Below are 17,540 nucleotides of genomic sequence, written 5' to 3'. Positions count from 1 at the left end.
GGCGGATACCACGATCTCAAAACGGAGATCAAACGGACCGCGTCGCTCCGGAGGCGCGAAATCGGATCAGCAGGGTCAACCCGCTCCTAACCCGCCGCCATAAGCCCGCGGTGCATTTGCCGGGAATGCGTGTTCGATCGCGGCGCCTTTTGCGGCCCTTTCTTCAGCGGGTTGCGCCCCGGATCGGCGTCAGGTAAGCCGCGCGGCGCGAACCTCGGCCTCGGTGGGCAGACTGGGTTGGGCTCCCATCCGCGATGCCGCCAAGGCTCCCGCCACGGCGGCGAAGCGGGCGGCATCCGGCAGCGACTCGCCCCGGGCCAGCGCCACGGCCAGCGCCCCGCTGAAGGCGTCTCCCGCCGCCGTGGTGTCCACGGCCGAGACGGTATGCGGCGGGACCATCACCCCTTCGCCGGGCCTTTCCACGACCAGCGCCCCGCGAGCGCCCAGCGTGATGACGACGGCCCGCGGGCCGGACGCAAGCAGGCGATCCGCCGCGACTTGGGCCGAATCCGCGTCCGCCACGGCCACGCCCGTCAAACGCTCCGCCTCGCTCTCGTTCGGTTTGAGATACGTGACGTGCCGCAGCAGGTCTTCGGGAAGGGGTCGGGCGGGAGCCGGCGCGGGATCGAGGATCACCGGCACGCCGGCCGCCGCCGCGATCTCCGCCGCACGGCACACCGTCGGCAGCGGGATTTCCAGTTGCATAACCACGATGTCGGCCGAACGCAGGACCTCGGCCGCCGCGTCGATATCCTCCGGCGCAAGGGCTTCATTGGCCCCGGATGCCACCGAGATCAGGTTTTCACCGCTCTCCTCCACCAGGATCAGCGCGACGCCGGTGGGACGCTCCGGGTCGCGAAAGACCCAGCGCGTGTCGATGCCCTCTTTTTGGTACCCCTCGACGGCTTGCTTTCCGAAGAGGTCGTCGCCCACCTTGGCGATGAAGGTCGTCCTGCCGCCCAGTCGGGCGGCCGCCACCGCCTGATTGGCGCCCTTGCCGCCCGCCGCCATCACGAACGTACCGCCGACCACCGTCTCGCCCGGCTTGGGCAAATGGGCGGTCTTGACCACCATGTCCGTGTTGGAGCTGCCTACCACGACCACGTGCGGAGTCTTCATGCTACAGCCTCACCGGCAAGGGAAGAAGGTCGGCTCACTTCGGTCGAAAACGGGACGGCGGGCGTGATCACCGCGACAGGATGATCGTCGTCAGGCCGATCAGGAAGGCCGCGAACATGGCGGCCAGCAAGCGATTGGTACCGGGCGGGGCCTCGCGGAACTCACGCCACACGAACACGCCCCACAGGGCCGCCACCAGCGTGGCGCCCTGGCCCAATCCGTAGGAGATGGCGAAACCCGCCTTGCCGGCCGCGATGATGCTCATCGTCATGCCTACCCCCCAAATCATGCCTCCGACGATGCCCCACAGATGATCTCGCGGCGAACCGCGGAAGTAGTCGGCGAACGCCACGGGTCGGCCGGCCACGGGAAACCGCATCAGCAAGGTATTGAACACGAAGTTGCTGATCAGGACGCCCAACGAAAAGAAGACCATCGCCGTGTAGGGCGACAGCTTGCCGGCCTCGAGGGCGACCGGGTCCTCGGCCATGGATCGGGCGACGCAGAGGTAGAAGGTGCCCATCAGCAGGCCGCACAAAATCGACAGCACCAACCCCTTGATGCCGCCGCCGGATTCCTTTTGCGAGGGCAACCGCCGGTAGGCCAGCGCGTCCAACACGATGGCTACCGCCACGAGCGTCATCCCGGAGAACAGCAGGATCGGGTTCCCCGTGGGCTGGTTGATGTAATTGACGATCATGCCGACGATGAGGGCCAAACCGATTCCCACCGGAAAGGCGACCGCCATGCCGGCGAGGGCGATGGCCGCCACCAGCAGGATGTTGGCCGCATTGAAAACGACGCCGCCGAGGAGCGCCCAGCCCTGAGCCGGCCACTGGGCCTGGGCGAGGTCTTCCAGGAACGGCCGGCCTTTGTCGCCCATGCTGCCCATCGTGAAGGCCAAAATTAAGGCCGTCAGCAAGACGCCGATCACGTAGTCCCAGTAGAACAATTCGAATCGCCAGGAGCGGCCGGCCAGTTTTTGCGTGTTGGCCCACGATCCCCAACACAACATGGTGATGATGCAGAAGACGACGGCCGCCGCGTAACTCTCCAAGACGAACATGGCGCGACTCCCTGGACTACGATATTTGCCTGATACGCTCGAGCGACCCAAGTGCGCCGCGAAGAGGCGCTGCCATCAGACCGCGCGTGATCACGGATGCCGATCGCATGTTTCCCGCCGAACCGCGCGCCCCGTCTGCGACCCCGCCCGGTCGGTCAGGATTCTAACCCACCGCCCGATCCGAAACAATGCCCCGGCTCGGACTTCGGAAGCCAAGCCCCGCCGTGCCTGAAAGCGAGACCCGGCCGCCCATACCCTCGGCCCGGCGGTTCGCAAGGAACCGAAAAAACGGGCGAAGACGGCCGGCGCCTTCGCCCTGGGACGATGGTTGGGACGATCGCGACCGGAACGAACGCCGGCCGCTTACGAGGGGGTGTTGCTACGGCTTGGGGACCAACCAGATGTTGCCGTAGACGACCTTGTTCCCGTGGCCTTGGAGATGGAAGGGGCGAGGGCCCGGTCCTTCCCCCTGGCGACCCGGCGTGGCGCCCGGTAACTCCAAGTCCTCGTGAATGACCACGCCGTTATGCCGCACCGTCAGCCGGGCATTGGCCACCTTCTTCCCATCCTCGTACTTCGGGGCCGTGAAGTCGATGTCGTACGTCTGCCAGGTCAGGGGCGGCAGGCACATGTTGACGTCGGGCTTCTTCACCTTGTAGATCCCGCCGCACTCGTTGTCCTCGCCCGTCAAGCCGAACGAATCCAGAACCTGCACCTCGTAGCAATCGTGGAGATAAACGCCGCTATTGGAGCGGGCCTGACCGCGGGCTTTCGGCATCCACGACAACCGGAACTCCAAATGCAGGTGATAGTCGTTGAACTTCTGCTTCGTGGTCACTTCCGAGAGCAGGGCGCCGTCCTCCGTCAGCCGGGCGCCTTCGAAGGCCTCGCCGCTCTTGCCGTCGAAAAGGATCACCGCGCCCTCGGGCGGCTTCTTGCCCAAGGTCGGGCTTTTCCGCTCGATGCGTTTCAGCTCGGCCTTGGCGTCGCCCTTGCTCAGGGTCATTACACCGCCCTTGATCTCGCCCACCGCGCCCTCGCCTTCGATCTTGACCGTCTCGCCGTCTCGCACGGCCGACAAGCGAATGCGGTCCCGGTCGGGCGTCCAGCCATCACCGGGCAGGCCGCCGATGAGCACGTAGACATCGAACTTGCCGTCGCCGAGGGCCACCACCTGGGCGCCGACCTTCCCCCGGGCGCCATCCTCGGCGACGCCCTCGCCGACGTACTCGCCCTGGATCGCGAAGTCCGGGTCCTTGGCGGCCTCCTTAACGTCGATGATCTCTTGTGCCGCGCAAGCTCCCGCGAAGGCGAGAACCGCCGGCGCCAAACACGCAACCAACAACCTTGGGCGCATAAACATGGCAGCATCTCCTCGAATCCAACGGACCGCAAACATCTCATGAACGCACGGCGGCATCGGCTCGCCGAGGATCGCGCACGGAACTGGGCTCCGCCGCCGACCCGGGCGCCGGCCGCCCACCGCCGCGGATCATCCGGGCAGATCGGCCTTTTCCCACTGCTCGCGGAGGAAGGCCACGGACTTCGGGATCTCGACCTCGCGATCGCCGTCGCAGCCGCACTCGAAGCTGCAATAATCCTGATAACCCACCCACTTCAATCCGCGGAAGCCGTCGATGAACGAGCGCTCGTCCTGGCCGGGGAGGACGCGCCGCCGCGAGGCCAGGTGAACGTGATGGAGCCAGGGTCCGCCCGCCACGAAGGCCGCGAAATCGCTCGGCTCCTCGATGTACATGTGGTAGAAGTCGCCCATCAGGCAGATGCCGGGACTGTTGACGTCGCGGCAAATGGCGGCCGCATCCGCGACCTGCCGGAGGAAGTACGCCTCGCCCCGGTTGAGCGGCTCGAACAAGACCCGCGACTTGGCGTTGACGGCATGTTCGCCGATCTCGGGCATGATGTCCAGCAGGATCTTGCGAATCTCTTGGTTGGTGAGCGGTGTTTGCCCGTTGAAGGCGGGAACGTAGATCACGCCGGTGGATTGCAGCTCACCGGCCGCCGAGAGGGTCTCTTTCAACCTTTGGATGCCCTCTTTCCGGCGATCCGCGTTGTCGGAGACGAGGGCCCCGCCGGCCGAGCCCCAACAGACGGCGCTGATTTTCAGTCCGGCATCGGCGGCGGCCTTGCGAAATTGCTCGACCTTGCCCACCACGTCACCCGGCAATTCCACCGCGTCGAACCCCCAGGCCTTCATCTTGGCCAGCTTTTCCTCCAAGCTCTTGCCGGGGATGACGCCCAACTGGCTGGAGAGTTGGAGCTTGGCGCCGGCCTTGGGCTGCGAGATCTCGCCCGGCGCGGCGAAGACCCCCGCCGCCCCTGCCGTGATTCCCGTCCCCATCAAGGCCGCCGTACCCGTCCAGCGAAAGAATTCGCGTCGCCGCATCATCATCGTGCTCCTTGTTCCATTGCCGAGAGCGTCTCGTGAGAGACGCACCATTGCCCATGTATCGACCGGACTATCAGGATAATTCCGCGGTACCGCCGTCCGCAAGTGGCGAACGTGCCGCGTGCGCTTTCACCGACGGTACACGCCGGCGGCTCCTACTCGCGGGCCGGGAACGGCGTGCCGTGCGACGCTTGCGCCGGCCGCACGGTGCGTCACAGGTAGTATTCCAGCCCTTCCGCATCGTTCATCGCAGCGGCGGAGGGAGCGACCAGACTGCGATCGGCGAGGAAGACGGTCGCCTCTTGGCGCGTGGCGTCGGCCAGCAAGGCGATGCAGCATTCCGGCGGGACCACGTCGGCCGCGTCCACCACCCGCACCAAATCGGCCCACCTGCCCGGGTTGGGAACCAGGTCCGGCAGGCGGTTGCGATGATTCAAGAAGAACTCTTCGTTCAAGAAGTCGCGATTCTTCTGGGGGAAGATCGCCAGATACAGGATGTTCATTTCCACCAGTTCGTTGAGGAAATGCGTACCCAGCGAAACGTCGGGGATCAGGTTTTCGCGCATGGTCACGATCTCGCAGAGCACGGACACCTGATTGATTTCGGCGAAGGGGACGGGGATGCCGAGGTCCGGGCTGGAGGTTCCCCAGCGGCCCGGTCCCAACAACATCACGGCCGTCTCTTCCCGAGGCGACGCGGCGTTGATGCGTCCCAGGACCCGGGCCAATTCCGAACGACGGCGGAGCGGCAGTTCCGCGTACAGACGGGGTACGACGTACACGAAGCGGTCCACCCGGATCAGGCGGCTGGGACCGACGATGGCCCCGTGCGCCTCGATGATCCGATCCTTTGTTTGGACGACGACGGACGCCGGGTTCACGTTCTCGGTACCCTGGACCTGAAGCGGGCGACATTGCAACAGATTGATGCGATACGGGTCCATGCCGTGCAGCACGTTCAGGCAGAACTCGATGTCCACCGGTGTGCCGTAGGCCTCTTCCAACGTGTGCAGAATCCGCCGCATTTCGGCGACGAAGGGCGTCTTTTTTAGCAGCCCTTCGAAGGTGACGGCCAGGCTGCAACAGGAGTCTCCCGATTGGTCCGCCCCGCGGGAGGCGACCAGATCCAGCGGGATGCCGGGCGTCTGTTCGATCAGCTCGTTGATGCGGCCGGAGGTCAGGCGATTGGCCGCCAGGTCCAAGTAGTCGGCCCGGTGCTGGGAGTATTCGCAGACCTCGTCGAAATTGTTCTCGGGTCGGCGAAACGGGGCATTGAGGGCGACCAGCCGGGTGTAGTCGTCGTCCACGCGATCCACCGCCCGCGTCCCCAGCCCGAACACCAGCCGCACCACGCCCGCCCGCGGATCGATGTCGCGATGCCACACGTACGGATTGAAGGAGAAGCCCACGCCGCCGACCAGCGGAAAGTACTTGTCCCCGTAACGATCGCCCGAGACGCGCATGACCAACAGGGCCATCTGCTCGTCACGATCCAGCATGTTGCGCTGGGCGCGATAGCGGAGGGCCTTCTCGCTCAACACGCTGGCGTAGATCTGTCGAATGGCGTGGAGCAGGGCCTGGAAGCGTTCTTCGCGCGGACCTTGGTTGGCGCAGAAGATGCTGTCGTACTTCCCCGCGAAGGCGTTGCCGTAGGCGTCTTCCAGCAGGGAACTGGAGCGAACGATGTACGGCGATTCGCCGAAGTAGTCGAGCATGGCCTGCAACTGGTCGAGCGTGTAGGAAGGGAATTGCCCTCGCAGAATCCGCTCTTGCGCCTCGTGGATCCCCTGGAGGAACGTCTCCGGTTGGCGCTGTTGCTGCCGCAGCCACCAGACGCCGTTGCGAATCAAGAAGGTGTAAAATACATCGGCCCCGATGAAGAAGGAATCGGGCGTCTCCAGCCGCTCGTACAGGTCCGGGGCATGGCGTTTCAGGATCGCTCGCGCCAGCAGCATTCCCAACGCCTTGCCGCCGATCAGGCCGATGCCCACCATGCGGTCCCGAATCATCAAGATGTCTTCCAGCGAGAGGTACTGTTCCACCAGCCTCAACATTCCTTCGTCGCGGGAGAGGACCATGCGGGCCAGGCGTTGGAAGACTTCCTTCTCGCGCTGCGACGGACAGAGCCCGCGCCGCACATCCTCGTACACGGATTGCGCCTCGTCGAAGATGCGTTTCCAGAAGCCCTGGCGTGCGTCCAGTCGCAAGCCGGGCCAACGGCTGGCGGAAAGGATCTCCGAGATGATGGCGCTGCCGGTGATGGGTCGGAATTGATCGCCATCCTCCCAGGCGTAAATCGCATTCATCGCCTGCGAGGAGCGGTGCTGGACCTTGATCGGCCGGATGTAGAGCCGGTCTTGATGGCGAAAAACATCCAGCAGGAACTGCGTGGTCTCGGTGATCGGCGTCAACGCGAACGAGGCGTGATAATTCCGGTAGATGGCGAAGTAGGTGACGGTTTGCAGGACGTAGAGCCGCGGACACGTGAGCACGAAGAAGTTGCCCAGCATCTGATCGGCCGACCAGACGTTCGCCAGGTCGGAGAGGCAGTCGAAAACGTAGAACGCGTATTCGCCGGCCTCCTCGATCACGGCGTGCACTTTTCGCACGAAGCTCTCGAAGCCGAGGTTGGGATCGACGTGGTGGATTTCCGCGCCGAAGTCGTTGGACAACAACTGCTCATGGGCGGCGAAGCGGAAGTAGATCAACCGCCGGCCGTCCTTCCGCGCCGTTTCGGCGTAAGGGATGACCAGGGCCTTGTAATCCTCGACGGACTCGACCTGCCAAACGATGTTATCGCCCGGCATGACCCCGTGAAAAACCCGATCCAATCCCGCCAAACCCGTGGTGACTTTCACTTCGTACGATCCTCCGGAGAACGCCGATGACGGATGCGCCCAAGACTCATTGTAGCGCCGCCCATCGCGGGGCGACCACGGTTCGTTTGGGCCGGGCGGTTGCGTTGCCCTGCCCAAGTCCGCCGGCGGCTTGTCGGCGGGTTCACAGCGCGCACGGCCCAACGCTCGAGCACGAGCCGTTCGCGTGAGCCGGCGGCGGCGCAGGCTGCGGGCGTGCCCATCTTGCCGAATCGGCGGCCGTAGGCGAATATGGGGTGTTTCCTCATGTGGCATTCCCGGGAGAAGCCGCCGCACATGGCCACTCTGCTCCAACGCCTGGTTTTCGGCTCGCTCTTAGCCGGCGTTCTTTTGGTCCTCTGTTGGCTCGACTATCGGGCCGTCGGTATGCCGGGCATCTTTCTTTTTCCCGTGCTGGTCGGTTTCGTGTTGCTGGGCGGAAACGAAATTATTTTCCTGTGCCGCGAAAATCGCGTCTTTCCGGCCGCCGGCGTCGTGCACATGGGAAACCTCTTGACCGTCGGAACGGCTTGGGGCATGGGGCTGTTTTGGATTCACTGGGAAACGACGCACCCCGATCGCTTGGCCCGCGCATGGGACTTGGCCGCCGTCAGCAGCTTGGCCACGCTGGTGGCGGTGGCGGTCACCGTCTTCCTGGCCTTCCTCGTCGAAATGCAGCGCTATCGCGCGCCCGGCGGGGCTACCGTCAACATCGCCGGGGCGGTCTTCGCCGTCTGCTACATCGGCGTGCTGGCCGGCTTTCTCGTGCAGTTGAGAGTGGCCTTCGGATTGGACGCCCTGGTTTCCCTGCTGATGGTCGTCAAGTTGGGCGATACCGGCGCGTACGCGGTGGGAAGGCTGTTCGGAACGCACCGGTTGGCGCCTCGCCTCAGTCCGGGAAAGACCTTGGAAGGGGCCGTCGGCGCCATTCTCTTCGGTATCGTCGGTGCCTTCATCAGTTTCCACTGGTTGCTGCCGCAATTGGGTTTGAGGTCCGGCATTCCGCATTGGTTTCCCATGCTTGCCTACGGAGTGATCCTGGCCGTGGCGGGAATGATCGGCGACTTGGCGGAATCGCTGATCAAACGCGATGCCCGTCAAAAAGACTCCAGCCGCCTCGTGCCGGGCCTGGGCGGTGCGTTGGATCTGATCGATTCGGCCTTGATGGCGGCACCCGTCGCCTACGTCTTCTGGCTGTTCGGTTGGCTGAACTAACCTTCTTTCAGCCGCGAGCATTTTACCCGACTTGCCCCAACTCCCAACTGCGGCAGCAAGCCGGAAGCCGCCTGCGTTACGGCGGAGCCTCCATCCAACATGGAAAATCCATCCACTCTAAAGGGTGGTTGACCGGCGGCGAAAAATGCTGTGGCATCGACCCGCCCGGGTGGTTACCATGAATTATGGCGGATGTGGGTGGCGCCGAGCGCCGGGGGGTGGTCCGACGCAATCGCGGATTTCGCCGGCTACCGAACCTTGGACGCCGTTGCGGTGTTTATCCAGATGAAGGCGACCAGGCTTCAGCGCAAGTCCCTCCTAAAGGCATTGCCCCCCCACGGCCCGTCACGATCCCGCAAGCGCCGAATCGGTTCGGCGCAATGAAGCATTGGGGAAACGCCGCGACCAAGCCGCGGTGAGGACGGCAGGACCGCCGTCGCTGCTAGAGGGATGGCGAGGGACACACGAACGTCGGGCAGAACGAGCGAGGGATACTGGAATTCCATTTCGGTTGATGATGCCGCGGAGCATGGACGTCTGAGAAGAGGCCAAGCAAGTCGGCTCGTTGATATGCGTAAGCCGCGAGTCGAGGAGGACGAACATGCCGCCGATCGACGTGGTTTGCCCGAACGGTCACAAGTTGCGGGTCAAGGATGAATTTGCCGGCAAATGGGGTTTATGCCCCGTATGCGGCGTCCGGATGAAGGTACCGGAAAAGCCCCGTGACAATCTTTCCGAGGACGAAATCCTGGAACTGCTCGGCCCGGCTTCCGGCAAGTCCGAAGCGGATGCCGCCGAAGTGATGCACCGCGTGTCCGGCCCGGAGGCCGCGCCGCGACCACCCAAGAAAATCTGCGAGAAGTGCAACCGCGAGGTCTTGGCCGAGACCCGCATTTGCCCCTATTGCCGTACCTACATCGGTCTGGCGGGCAGCTATCCCAAGTTTTGAGCTTCGGGCATCGCGAAGCCGGACCTTCCCCCCGTCCAGGCACTCGGCCACGATGGAGCGCGGTCCTCCCTTCCGGCGCCCGGCCCGATCGTCACTTCTTCCGAAGCGACTCGCCGGTCATCGGCACGAACATCACGGGTGCGATGGAGTCCCGACGAACGACGCCGTCCTCGCCTTTGACGATCAGCAGCAGCTCTTGCCTGGCATCGCCCACGGGAATCACCAAGCGCCCCCCGGGGGCCAATTGCTCGATCAGCGGCGGCGGCACGTGGTCGGGCGCGGCGGCCACGAGGATGAGATCGAAGGGCGCCTTCTCCGGCCAACCCTGGTAACCGTCCCCCACGCGGACCGTAACGTTCCGATAGCCGAGCTGCCTGAGCCTTTCCTCGGCCTCCACGGCCAGCGGTTCCAGGATCTCGATGGAATAGACCTCGCGGCACAACTCGGCCAACACGGCGGCCTGATAGCCCGATCCCGTGCCTACGTCCAGCGCGCGGGCCTCGGCGTGCGGGGCCGCCGCCTGCGTCATCAAAGCCACGATGTACGGTTGCGAGATCGTTTGCCCATGACCGATCGGCAAGGGGTGGTCGGCGTAGGCTTCGTTCCGGACGTTTTCGGGCACGAATCGATGGCGAGGGACGCGGAGCATGGCCTCCAAGACACGGGGATCGCGGATATCGCGGGCCGCCAATTGCTCCTCCACCATGCTCCGCCGCGCGGCGAGAAAACCGTCGTTGGCGTCGCGGGAATCGCGGGCAGTCGCCGGCTCCGCCCCGGCGGGCGCCTTCGCCGGTTCGATCTCTTCCCGGTCCGCGGACATACGATCGACGGCCCTCCAAAGAAATATGGCTACCGCCGCGGCGGCCGGGACCGCCACGACGCTTGCCGCGAGCACCACCGTGCGGGAATCCATGGCCCGGCCCTCCCCTCACTCTCGGCCCGGGACGACTCGGCGGACACGTCCCCGCGCGCTCAAGACTCGACGGAGACCGCCGTGCCGAAAAGGGTCACCGCGCTGACGCGATCGACTTGAACTCGGGCGAACCGTCCGATCCAGCTCGCCTCGCCGTCGAAAACCACGATGCGGTCGCAAGGCGTCCGACCCGTCAATTGTAACTTTTCGCCGTTCGCTCCGGAACGAGCGGCTGCACGGGCGTCCCTGTCGGCGGAGGCGTTTCCGCCCGCGGCCTTGCTCGGGCCGTCGATCAACACCTCCACCGTCTCGCCCACGAAACGACGGTTATCTTCCTCGCTGATGCGGTTTTGCAACCCCAGAAGCTCGTGGTTGCGCCGCCGTTTGACCTCCTCCGGGACGTCGTCCGGGAAAAGCTCATAGGCCTTGGTGCCGGGCCGCGGACTGTACTTGAAGATGAAGCTGTTCTTGAATCGCGCCTCTTCCGTCAGCCGCAACGTGGCCTCGAAATCCCCTTCCGTCTCCCCGCAGAAGCCCACGATGAAATCGCTCGTCACTGCCGCGCCGGGCAGCGCCTCGCGGACGGCGGCCAGCATCTCGCGATACTGTTCCGCCGTGTAGCCCCGCTTCATCCGCTTGAGCACCGCGTTCGATCCGGACTGGGCCGGCACGTGCAGGTACGGGCAGACCTTGGGCAGATCGCGGACCGCCTGCAACAGATCGGGCGTCATGTCGCGGGGATAGTTGGTCACAAACCGGATGCGGCGAATGCCGTCCACCTCCGCCACCCGCTCCAGCAGATCGGACAGGCGGAAGTGCCGCCCGTTCTCCTCGCTTCGATAACTGTTGACCGTCTGCCCCAGCAGCGTGATCTCGCGGCAGCCTTGCTCGGCCAGCAGCCGGACCTCGGCCGTGATATCGGCGGCCGGCCGGCTCTGCTCCGGACCGCGGACGCTGGGCACGATACAATACGTGCAGAACTTGTCGCACCCCAACATGACGCGGACCATCGCCCGATGACGCTGCGAGCGCGCCTCGCTCACCCGATCCGGGTCGTAGAGGGTGAAAGACTGCGCGACCGTCTCACGCCGATGTCCCCGCCTCGGCAGAGCCACCGCGATCCGCGGCTCCTGGTTCTTTTGACGCTCTTCGATCAGCGACACCAGGCTGCCGATTTGTCCCGGCCCCACGATCAAGTCCACATGGGGAGCCCGCCGCAAAATCGCCTCTTGATCCTTCTGCGCCATGCAGCCTAAGACGCCGATCAGCTTGTCCGGCCGCTGCTCCTTGAGGTGTTTGAGACGCCCCAGCGCGCTATAGATCTTGTCCTCGGCATGTTGGCGGACGCTGCACGTGTTGAAGAGGATGATGTCGGCATGCCGCCGCTCGAACGTGCGGCGGTAGCCGGCCTGCAACAAGGCCGCGGCCGCCAGCTCGCTGTCGAGCACGTTCATCTGGCAGCCGACGGTTTCCAGGAAAAAGCGTTTGGTCATTGGCGATACGACGACTTTAACGAATGGAATCTCGCCCGCCGGCGGAAACCGAATTCCGCGACGGGCCTAGGGGTCGATGATGACTGCGTCTCCGGCGAATCGTGTCTTCGAGAACGGTAATACTCAGGCGGCCCCGTCGCCATCCGATTCCGCGGTGTTCGGCGCGTTTTTCGCGGCGGCCTGGCGGGCCTGCTCTTCGTAATACAGGACGTACCGCTCCCGTGCGGCCCGCATCATCCGGACCAGAATCAAAACGGCTGCTGCGGCCCCGCCCGTCCAAATTGCAATGTCCCAGCCGTCCATGCAGGCGCCCTCCGGATGACGGGTTGCGTGCGAATTCCGCAGCGTTAAGCCCCGCCGCGAACTGCGGCCGTACGGTCGCCCCGCCTTTTGGATATTCTAGGGAGAAATGCGGCAAAAACGCGAGTGCTGATTCCAAGAAACACACGGCCGCGGGGGAAGCATTATCGGGAATAGAGCCAATTGCAGAGATCGATTACCCCGAAAGAGTGCTCTTTTGCAGATCAGGTGTATTATTTTGCTGTATTGAAATGATACAGGCGAGCTGTCTTGCTCGGGCAACAAGAGTCAGCTCGCCTGCTCAATTGGAGGCCGGTCGTGTTGGGCCGTCGGGTGGGTCCTCGTGTTCAGAGGAGAGCTTCGCGTGTTGGGGAGCCCGACACAGCCCTAAAGCTAGGGACCTCTTCCAAGTACCGGCCTCAAAAAGGAAACCTCTTCTCTGTTCCGTGCCCGACGATGGCAAACGCAACCTCGGGTTGTCAGAGATTCTCAGCCGACGTCTTCCGCCGACCGGTAATTATTCGATGCATAAGCCGTGCCAAATCGCCACGAAAACGGAAGGAATTCGCGTCGATTTCGGCCGAGTTGGAGCGCGGGACTCCATACATTGCGTCCGCGTCCGGCGAAGCAAGCGGATTCGGCGGGTCAAAGCTCGTCGGCCGACGGCATGACGAACGGCTCACGGTACCGGCGGGTCAGCAGGGCGTCGGCATCGGCGTCGTCCACGAAGCGTTCGGCCGCCGGATCGAAGGTCAGCGAGCGCCCCAGCGTCAGAGGTTCCGCCGCCGTATCGACGCCGTTTTCTCGCAAGTGCGACTCGATGGCCTCCAGCGTGGCCTGCGCGTCCTCGTGGCAAGCGATCTTTTCCAAAGCGGCATGGAGCGAGGCATGATCCGCCGGGCGCCCCAATCGGTAAGACACGTTCGCCAGGTGCGTGAAGGCGGAGGAGATGTGGACCTCCTCAATGTCGGCGTGCAGCATCTCGGGTTTGCCGGCCTTGACCGCCTCGACGAAATTGCCGAAGTGATCCACCGACGTCCCGGTGATGGTCTCGACCTCTTTGCCGTCTTTGTCGAAGCGTGTGACGCGATTCCCCATGGAGGTGGCGACGTAGCCGTCCTCGCCGACCACCAACACGGTCCCGCCGAGGAAGGGCGGCGGCGTCTTGAAGTTGCGCACCTCCTGGACCAGCGTCAGCTCGCCCAGATCGTGAATCGAGACCTGCGTATTGGGCGTTTCGCCGGCGTCGTGGAAGCCCGGCCGGCCTCCGTAGCAAAGCACGCTCTTGCCGAGGTCCGGCATGGCGACGATGATGCGGGCGGTGTCCACGGCATGGACGCAATTATTGCCGATCTCGCCGTTTCCGAAGTCCCAGAACCAGTGCCAATCGTAGTGGAAGGATCGCCGCGTGACCTTGGCCATGGGCGCCGGTCCGGCCCAAAGGTTGTAATCCACGCTGGGCGGCACGGGGTAGTCGCCCGGCGGACCGATTGGGTTCCGCTGACGGTACATGACGCAGCGGACGACGCGGACCGGGCCGATTTTTTCGACCAATGCCCGAGCATCGCGGAACACGCCGTCCGAGCGGCGTTGCGTGCCTCCTTGGCAGAGCTTGCCGTATTTTCGGGCGGCTTGAACGATGCGCCGACCTTCGCTGACGTTGTGGCTGACCGGTTTTTCGACGTACACGTGTTTACCGGCCTGAATCGCCCAGACCGCCGCCAAGGCGTGCCAATGGTTCGGCGTGGCGATGGAGACCGCGTCCACCGAGGCATCCGCGAAAATTTCCCGCATATCGGTCACGAATTTGGGGCGATAACCGAATCGCGCGGCGAAGCGGTCCGCGTAGCTCTGTCCGATCTCGCGATCCGGGTCGCAGAAGTACGCCACCGTGCAATCGCTTCGGGAGGCGTAGGCTTGGGCATGATCCTGGCCGCGACCACGCACGCCCAACACGGCCACGCTGAGCTTTTCGTTGGGCGACGTCGGACCGCTCGGACCGGCCGACGCTTCGGCGAAAACCCGACCGCTCCAGGCGCTCGCCGCCATCATGCCCAGGATGCTTTCCTGCACGAACGCACGGCGCGAAAGCCGCTTAAACGAGACTCGCGGAGACATAAAAACACCTCTTAGGGAAGGCAAGTATGGCAGGCACACGCTCTCCGTGCGGACGGCGGCAGCCCGCCGAGCTTCGTCGATGCATCGCCATGATAGACCGGCGATTCGGCCGTTTCAACCCTTTGGATTGACCGGCCCGAAGCTGCGACATCGCCGGTTTACGGCGGGCGGCGCTCCGCCGAACCTCCCGTGGGCGACCGCAATTTGATAGAATCAAGGGTCGTGACGCGGCGAGGGGGTTTTGCGGCAGCAAGATGTTCGCGATTCTTCGTGGGGAATCGCCCTGGGGGGACATCGCGGCGACCGTGTTTTTGCCGGATCGGGTCATCGGGATCCGGTCGCGCTTTTTTGAGCGTTCCCATACATTAAGAGATTTCCTGATGTCGCTCGACGTTTACAACTATTGTCCCGCCGGAACAGGGAAGAAAATCAAGTTCTGTTGCCCGAATAACTGGCAGGACTTGGAGAAAATCAGCCGGCTGATCGAGGGGGAGCAATTTCGGGCGGCTCTGCAATTGGTGGATCAATTGTTGGCGAAGCAGCCCGATCGCGCCTGCCTGTGGACGTACAAGACGGTGCTGGAGCGAGCGAGCGGCAATTTGACGGGCGCCCTGACGGCGGCCGAGGAATTCTTCTCCCGTTTTCCGGACAACCCCGTGGCCCTGGCCGAACGGGTCATTACCCTGGCCCTCCAAGATGACCCAAGGACGGCCCTGCCGGTCCTCGAGCAAAGCCTTCACGCCTCCGTGAGCGCCAAGGCGCCCCTGGCCCCCCGGCAAATCGAGGCCATGCTCCTGCTGATGCGACGGCTGACCGAGCTTGGCGAGGTGCCGTCGGCCATGTACTGGATTACTTGGGTGGAGATGCACCTTCCCTCCCTGGGCCGGGAAATCCTCGTGCTCAAGCGACAATTGACGGGAAATGTGGAGCAACCCTTGCTACTGCGCGAGCCGCCGGCGTTCCTCCCCATCAACGTGCCGGAAGATGCCGCGCCGGAATACCGTGCGGCGGCGGCGGCAGTGAATGGGGGCCGACTGACGGAGGCCCGCCGCGTCTTGCGAGACTGGATCCAAGCCAAGCCGGAAGCGGCCTTGCCTTGGTACCTTCTTGGGATGTGCAGCTTGTGGCAAGCGGATTACGTGACGGCCGGGGAAAGCCTTCTCCGCTACAGCGATTTGACGACCGACGAAGACATGGCCGTCACCGCCAAGATTCTCTCCTATCAGCTCAAGAAGGATCCCTGGGGCGACGCCGAGGACAATCTCGATTTGACGTACTCGCTTCCGGATCCGGCGGGAATCAAAGATGCGATCCTGTCCGATCGCCGGATCAAGGTCTTGGATCGCGACGCCGCGGCCGCCGGTCCCGACGGCGGTCCCCCGCCGGAGCTGGTCGCCATCGTTTTCCGCCGCGAGTTGGAATCGACGGAGTGGCCTCTGCCGACGGATTTGAAGCACGAAATCGTCGCCATTCTTGCATACTTCGGTCGGCAGACGGACCGCGACGCTCGACTCCATTTCAGCAATGTCTCGAGCAGTGATGCGAGTTTGGTCGAGGATTTGGCGCGGCAATGGTTGGGCGAACGAGAGTTGCCCGAGCCTTCGCGCGTCGTTCACGGACGGAGATCGCAATTGGTCTTGACGTTTTCGTACGTCTTGCAGACCGCTCCCCGGGAGAAGCTCGTGGAGACGTTCCGCCGCCTGCTGCAAGTCTGGGCGGATCGACCGAACAAGGCCCTCGAGGACCGGACGCCGCGCCAGGCGGCGTCCGAGCCGGACAAACGCCGCGCCCTCAAGGCCGTGATCGAGTGGATGCGGGAGTTCGACTCCCAGGAACTCGACGAGGCTTTGGATGAATTGAAGACCGAGTGGAATCTGCAAGACGGCGTCCCGCGAAGTTCGGCCTTGATGGAGGGCAATTTGCGCGTACCTTTACCGGTGGCGGCTCGCGTGGATCGTGCCGCCTTGAGCGACGAAGACGTCGCGGCGTATTGCTACGACGCGATTCTCCTCGGCGCGAGCGAAGCGGCGCGACGCTTTGCCGAGGAGGCGGTGGCTCGCCGGGAGCGGCTGCCGGTGGAGATCGTGTTCGAAGCCTATCGCCTGTTGTTGCAGCAGGCGGAGACCGCCGAGGCGGGCAGGCGATTGCGAGATGAGGCCGTCGCCTTCGCCGAGGAGCACAAAGTCCCCCACGGCTTGTTCCATCTTGAGCTTCTCCGGTCAAGCGGCCTGGAAGACGGAGAGGCCCAAGCCGAGCTGGAACACTTGGCCGGGCAACACGGGGACGAACCGATCATCCGCGAGTGGCTGCAATCCCTATTCCAAGCCCTTGCGTCGCAGTCGAGGGACCGGGAAGCGGGTCGGGCGGCACCGCCGGCGTCGCCGGGGCTATGGACGCCCGACGGCGAGACCGCGCCCGCCGCCCCACCAGGCGAATCGAAATCCAAGCTGTGGATTCCCGGCCAGGATTGAGTGACGGGAACTTTGCGCCGGGGGTCGCTTTGCGGGCGGATGCTCCGCGCCGCGCCGGCTCGGTCTTGCCGGCGGAAGCGAATGCGCTTGCCAAGCTCCAGCTAACAGAAGGTCGTGCCGATGCAGCAGTGCCGGGGAGTTCGAGGTGCGATCACCGTGGACGCGAATACGCCGGAGGCCATCCTGGAGGGTACGCGCCTCTTGCTGGCCATGATGATCCGCCAAAACGGGATCGAGGAACGCGACGTCGCCAGCGTCATCTTTACCACCACGCCGGATCTGACGGCGGAATTCCCGGCCCTGGCGGCGCGGCAATTGGGGTGGATGCAGGCCGCCCTTTTGTGCGGCCACGAAATGGCCGTCCCCGGCGCCATCGGACGCTGCGTCCGGATTCTGATCCATTGGAACACCGACAAACCCGCCGACCAGATCATCCACGTCTACCTGCGGGACGCGGAGCGCTTGCGGCCCGACCTCTCCAGTTTGCCGCCCGTGGACTGGGACGAACTGGAACGGTGGATCCAATCGCACCTGAACCCCACGCCGCAGCCGAGCGCGCGGACGTCGTCGCGGTCGGATTCGCGAGCGGCTTCCTCCGAGCAAAAGCCTTCGTAGCTGCGTCGCTTCGCCGCGG

Annotated in this window: 13 protein-coding genes; 4 read left to right on the top strand and 9 right to left on the bottom strand. The window is 64.3% G+C overall.

Features of this window, described 5'->3' with window-relative positions; all coding sequences use genetic code 11:
* Positions 1–189: 189 nt before the first annotated feature.
* The 5 genes from rbsK to ACZ5B4_RS15310 form a co-directional block, all read right to left on the bottom strand.
* A complete protein-coding gene (gene rbsK / locus ACZ5B4_RS15330) occupies positions 190–1,119 on the bottom strand; it encodes a ribokinase (protein ID WP_464912109.1) in 930 nt (309 codons plus the stop codon).
* A 67-nt stretch (positions 1,120–1,186) separates the two neighbouring features.
* Positions 1,187–2,185 (bottom strand): GRP family sugar transporter, encoded by a 999-nt coding sequence (locus ACZ5B4_RS15325; RefSeq protein ID WP_464912108.1) that lies wholly within the window; start codon positions 2,183–2,185, stop codon positions 1,187–1,189.
* 379 nt (positions 2,186–2,564) lie between these two features.
* Entirely contained in the window at positions 2,565–3,548 is a 984-nt protein-coding gene (locus ACZ5B4_RS15320) for a 3-keto-disaccharide hydrolase (protein WP_464912107.1), read from the bottom strand.
* Positions 3,549–3,677: 129 nt separating this feature from the next.
* Positions 3,678–4,592, bottom strand: a complete 915-nt coding sequence (locus tag ACZ5B4_RS15315; RefSeq protein ID WP_464912106.1) for a sugar phosphate isomerase/epimerase family protein — start codon at positions 4,590–4,592, stop codon at positions 3,678–3,680.
* Between the two features lie 212 nt (positions 4,593–4,804).
* Positions 4,805–7,450 (bottom strand): PEP/pyruvate-binding domain-containing protein, encoded by a 2,646-nt coding sequence (locus ACZ5B4_RS15310; protein ID WP_464912105.1) that lies wholly within the window; start codon positions 7,448–7,450, stop codon positions 4,805–4,807.
* 294 nt (positions 7,451–7,744) lie between these two features.
* On the opposite strand from ACZ5B4_RS15310, the gene ACZ5B4_RS15305 reads away from it, so the two are divergent.
* Positions 7,745–8,662 (top strand): phosphatidate cytidylyltransferase, encoded by a 918-nt coding sequence (locus ACZ5B4_RS15305; protein WP_464912104.1) that lies wholly within the window; start codon positions 7,745–7,747, stop codon positions 8,660–8,662.
* Between the two features lie 601 nt (positions 8,663–9,263).
* Positions 9,264–9,611 carry a hypothetical protein gene (locus tag ACZ5B4_RS15300; RefSeq protein ID WP_464912103.1) on the top strand — a complete coding sequence of 116 codons (348 nt, stop codon included), beginning with the start codon at positions 9,264–9,266 and terminating at the stop codon, positions 9,609–9,611.
* A gap of 91 nt (positions 9,612–9,702) precedes the next feature.
* Here the strand turns inward: ACZ5B4_RS15300 and ACZ5B4_RS15295 are convergent, their stop codons facing one another.
* The 4 genes from ACZ5B4_RS15295 to ACZ5B4_RS15280 form a co-directional block, all read right to left on the bottom strand.
* The gene (locus tag ACZ5B4_RS15295) at positions 9,703–10,524 is read right to left on the bottom strand and encodes a protein-L-isoaspartate(D-aspartate) O-methyltransferase (RefSeq protein WP_464912102.1); all 822 of its coding nucleotides are present in this window, start codon (positions 10,522–10,524) and stop codon (positions 9,703–9,705) included.
* 59 nt (positions 10,525–10,583) lie between these two features.
* Positions 10,584–12,017, bottom strand: a complete 1,434-nt coding sequence (miaB, locus tag ACZ5B4_RS15290) for a tRNA (N6-isopentenyl adenosine(37)-C2)-methylthiotransferase MiaB (protein ID WP_464912101.1) — start codon at positions 12,015–12,017, stop codon at positions 10,584–10,586.
* A 123-nt stretch (positions 12,018–12,140) separates the two neighbouring features.
* On the bottom strand, positions 12,141–12,320 hold the full coding sequence (locus tag ACZ5B4_RS15285; RefSeq protein ID WP_464912100.1) for a hypothetical protein: 180 nt from the start codon (positions 12,318–12,320) through the stop codon (positions 12,141–12,143).
* Between the two features lie 642 nt (positions 12,321–12,962).
* Positions 12,963–14,435, bottom strand: a complete 1,473-nt coding sequence (locus ACZ5B4_RS15280; protein ID WP_464912099.1) for a Gfo/Idh/MocA family protein — start codon at positions 14,433–14,435, stop codon at positions 12,963–12,965.
* Between the two features lie 380 nt (positions 14,436–14,815).
* Here ACZ5B4_RS15280 and ACZ5B4_RS15275 point away from each other — a divergent pair, with 380 nt between their 5' ends.
* Positions 14,816–16,906, top strand: coding sequence for a tetratricopeptide repeat protein (locus ACZ5B4_RS15275; protein ID WP_464912098.1), 2,091 nt, complete (start codon positions 14,816–14,818; stop codon positions 16,904–16,906).
* Positions 16,907–17,026: 120 nt separating this feature from the next.
* Positions 17,027–17,521, top strand: coding sequence for a chorismate mutase (aroH, locus tag ACZ5B4_RS15270; protein WP_464912097.1), 495 nt, complete (start codon positions 17,027–17,029; stop codon positions 17,519–17,521).
* The last annotated feature ends 19 nt before the right edge of the window (positions 17,522–17,540 follow it).

It is taken from the genome of Thermogutta hypogea (assembly GCF_055386265.1).
Note: the sequence above shows the minus strand (reverse complement) of the source record. Positions and strands in the feature narration are given on the sequence as shown.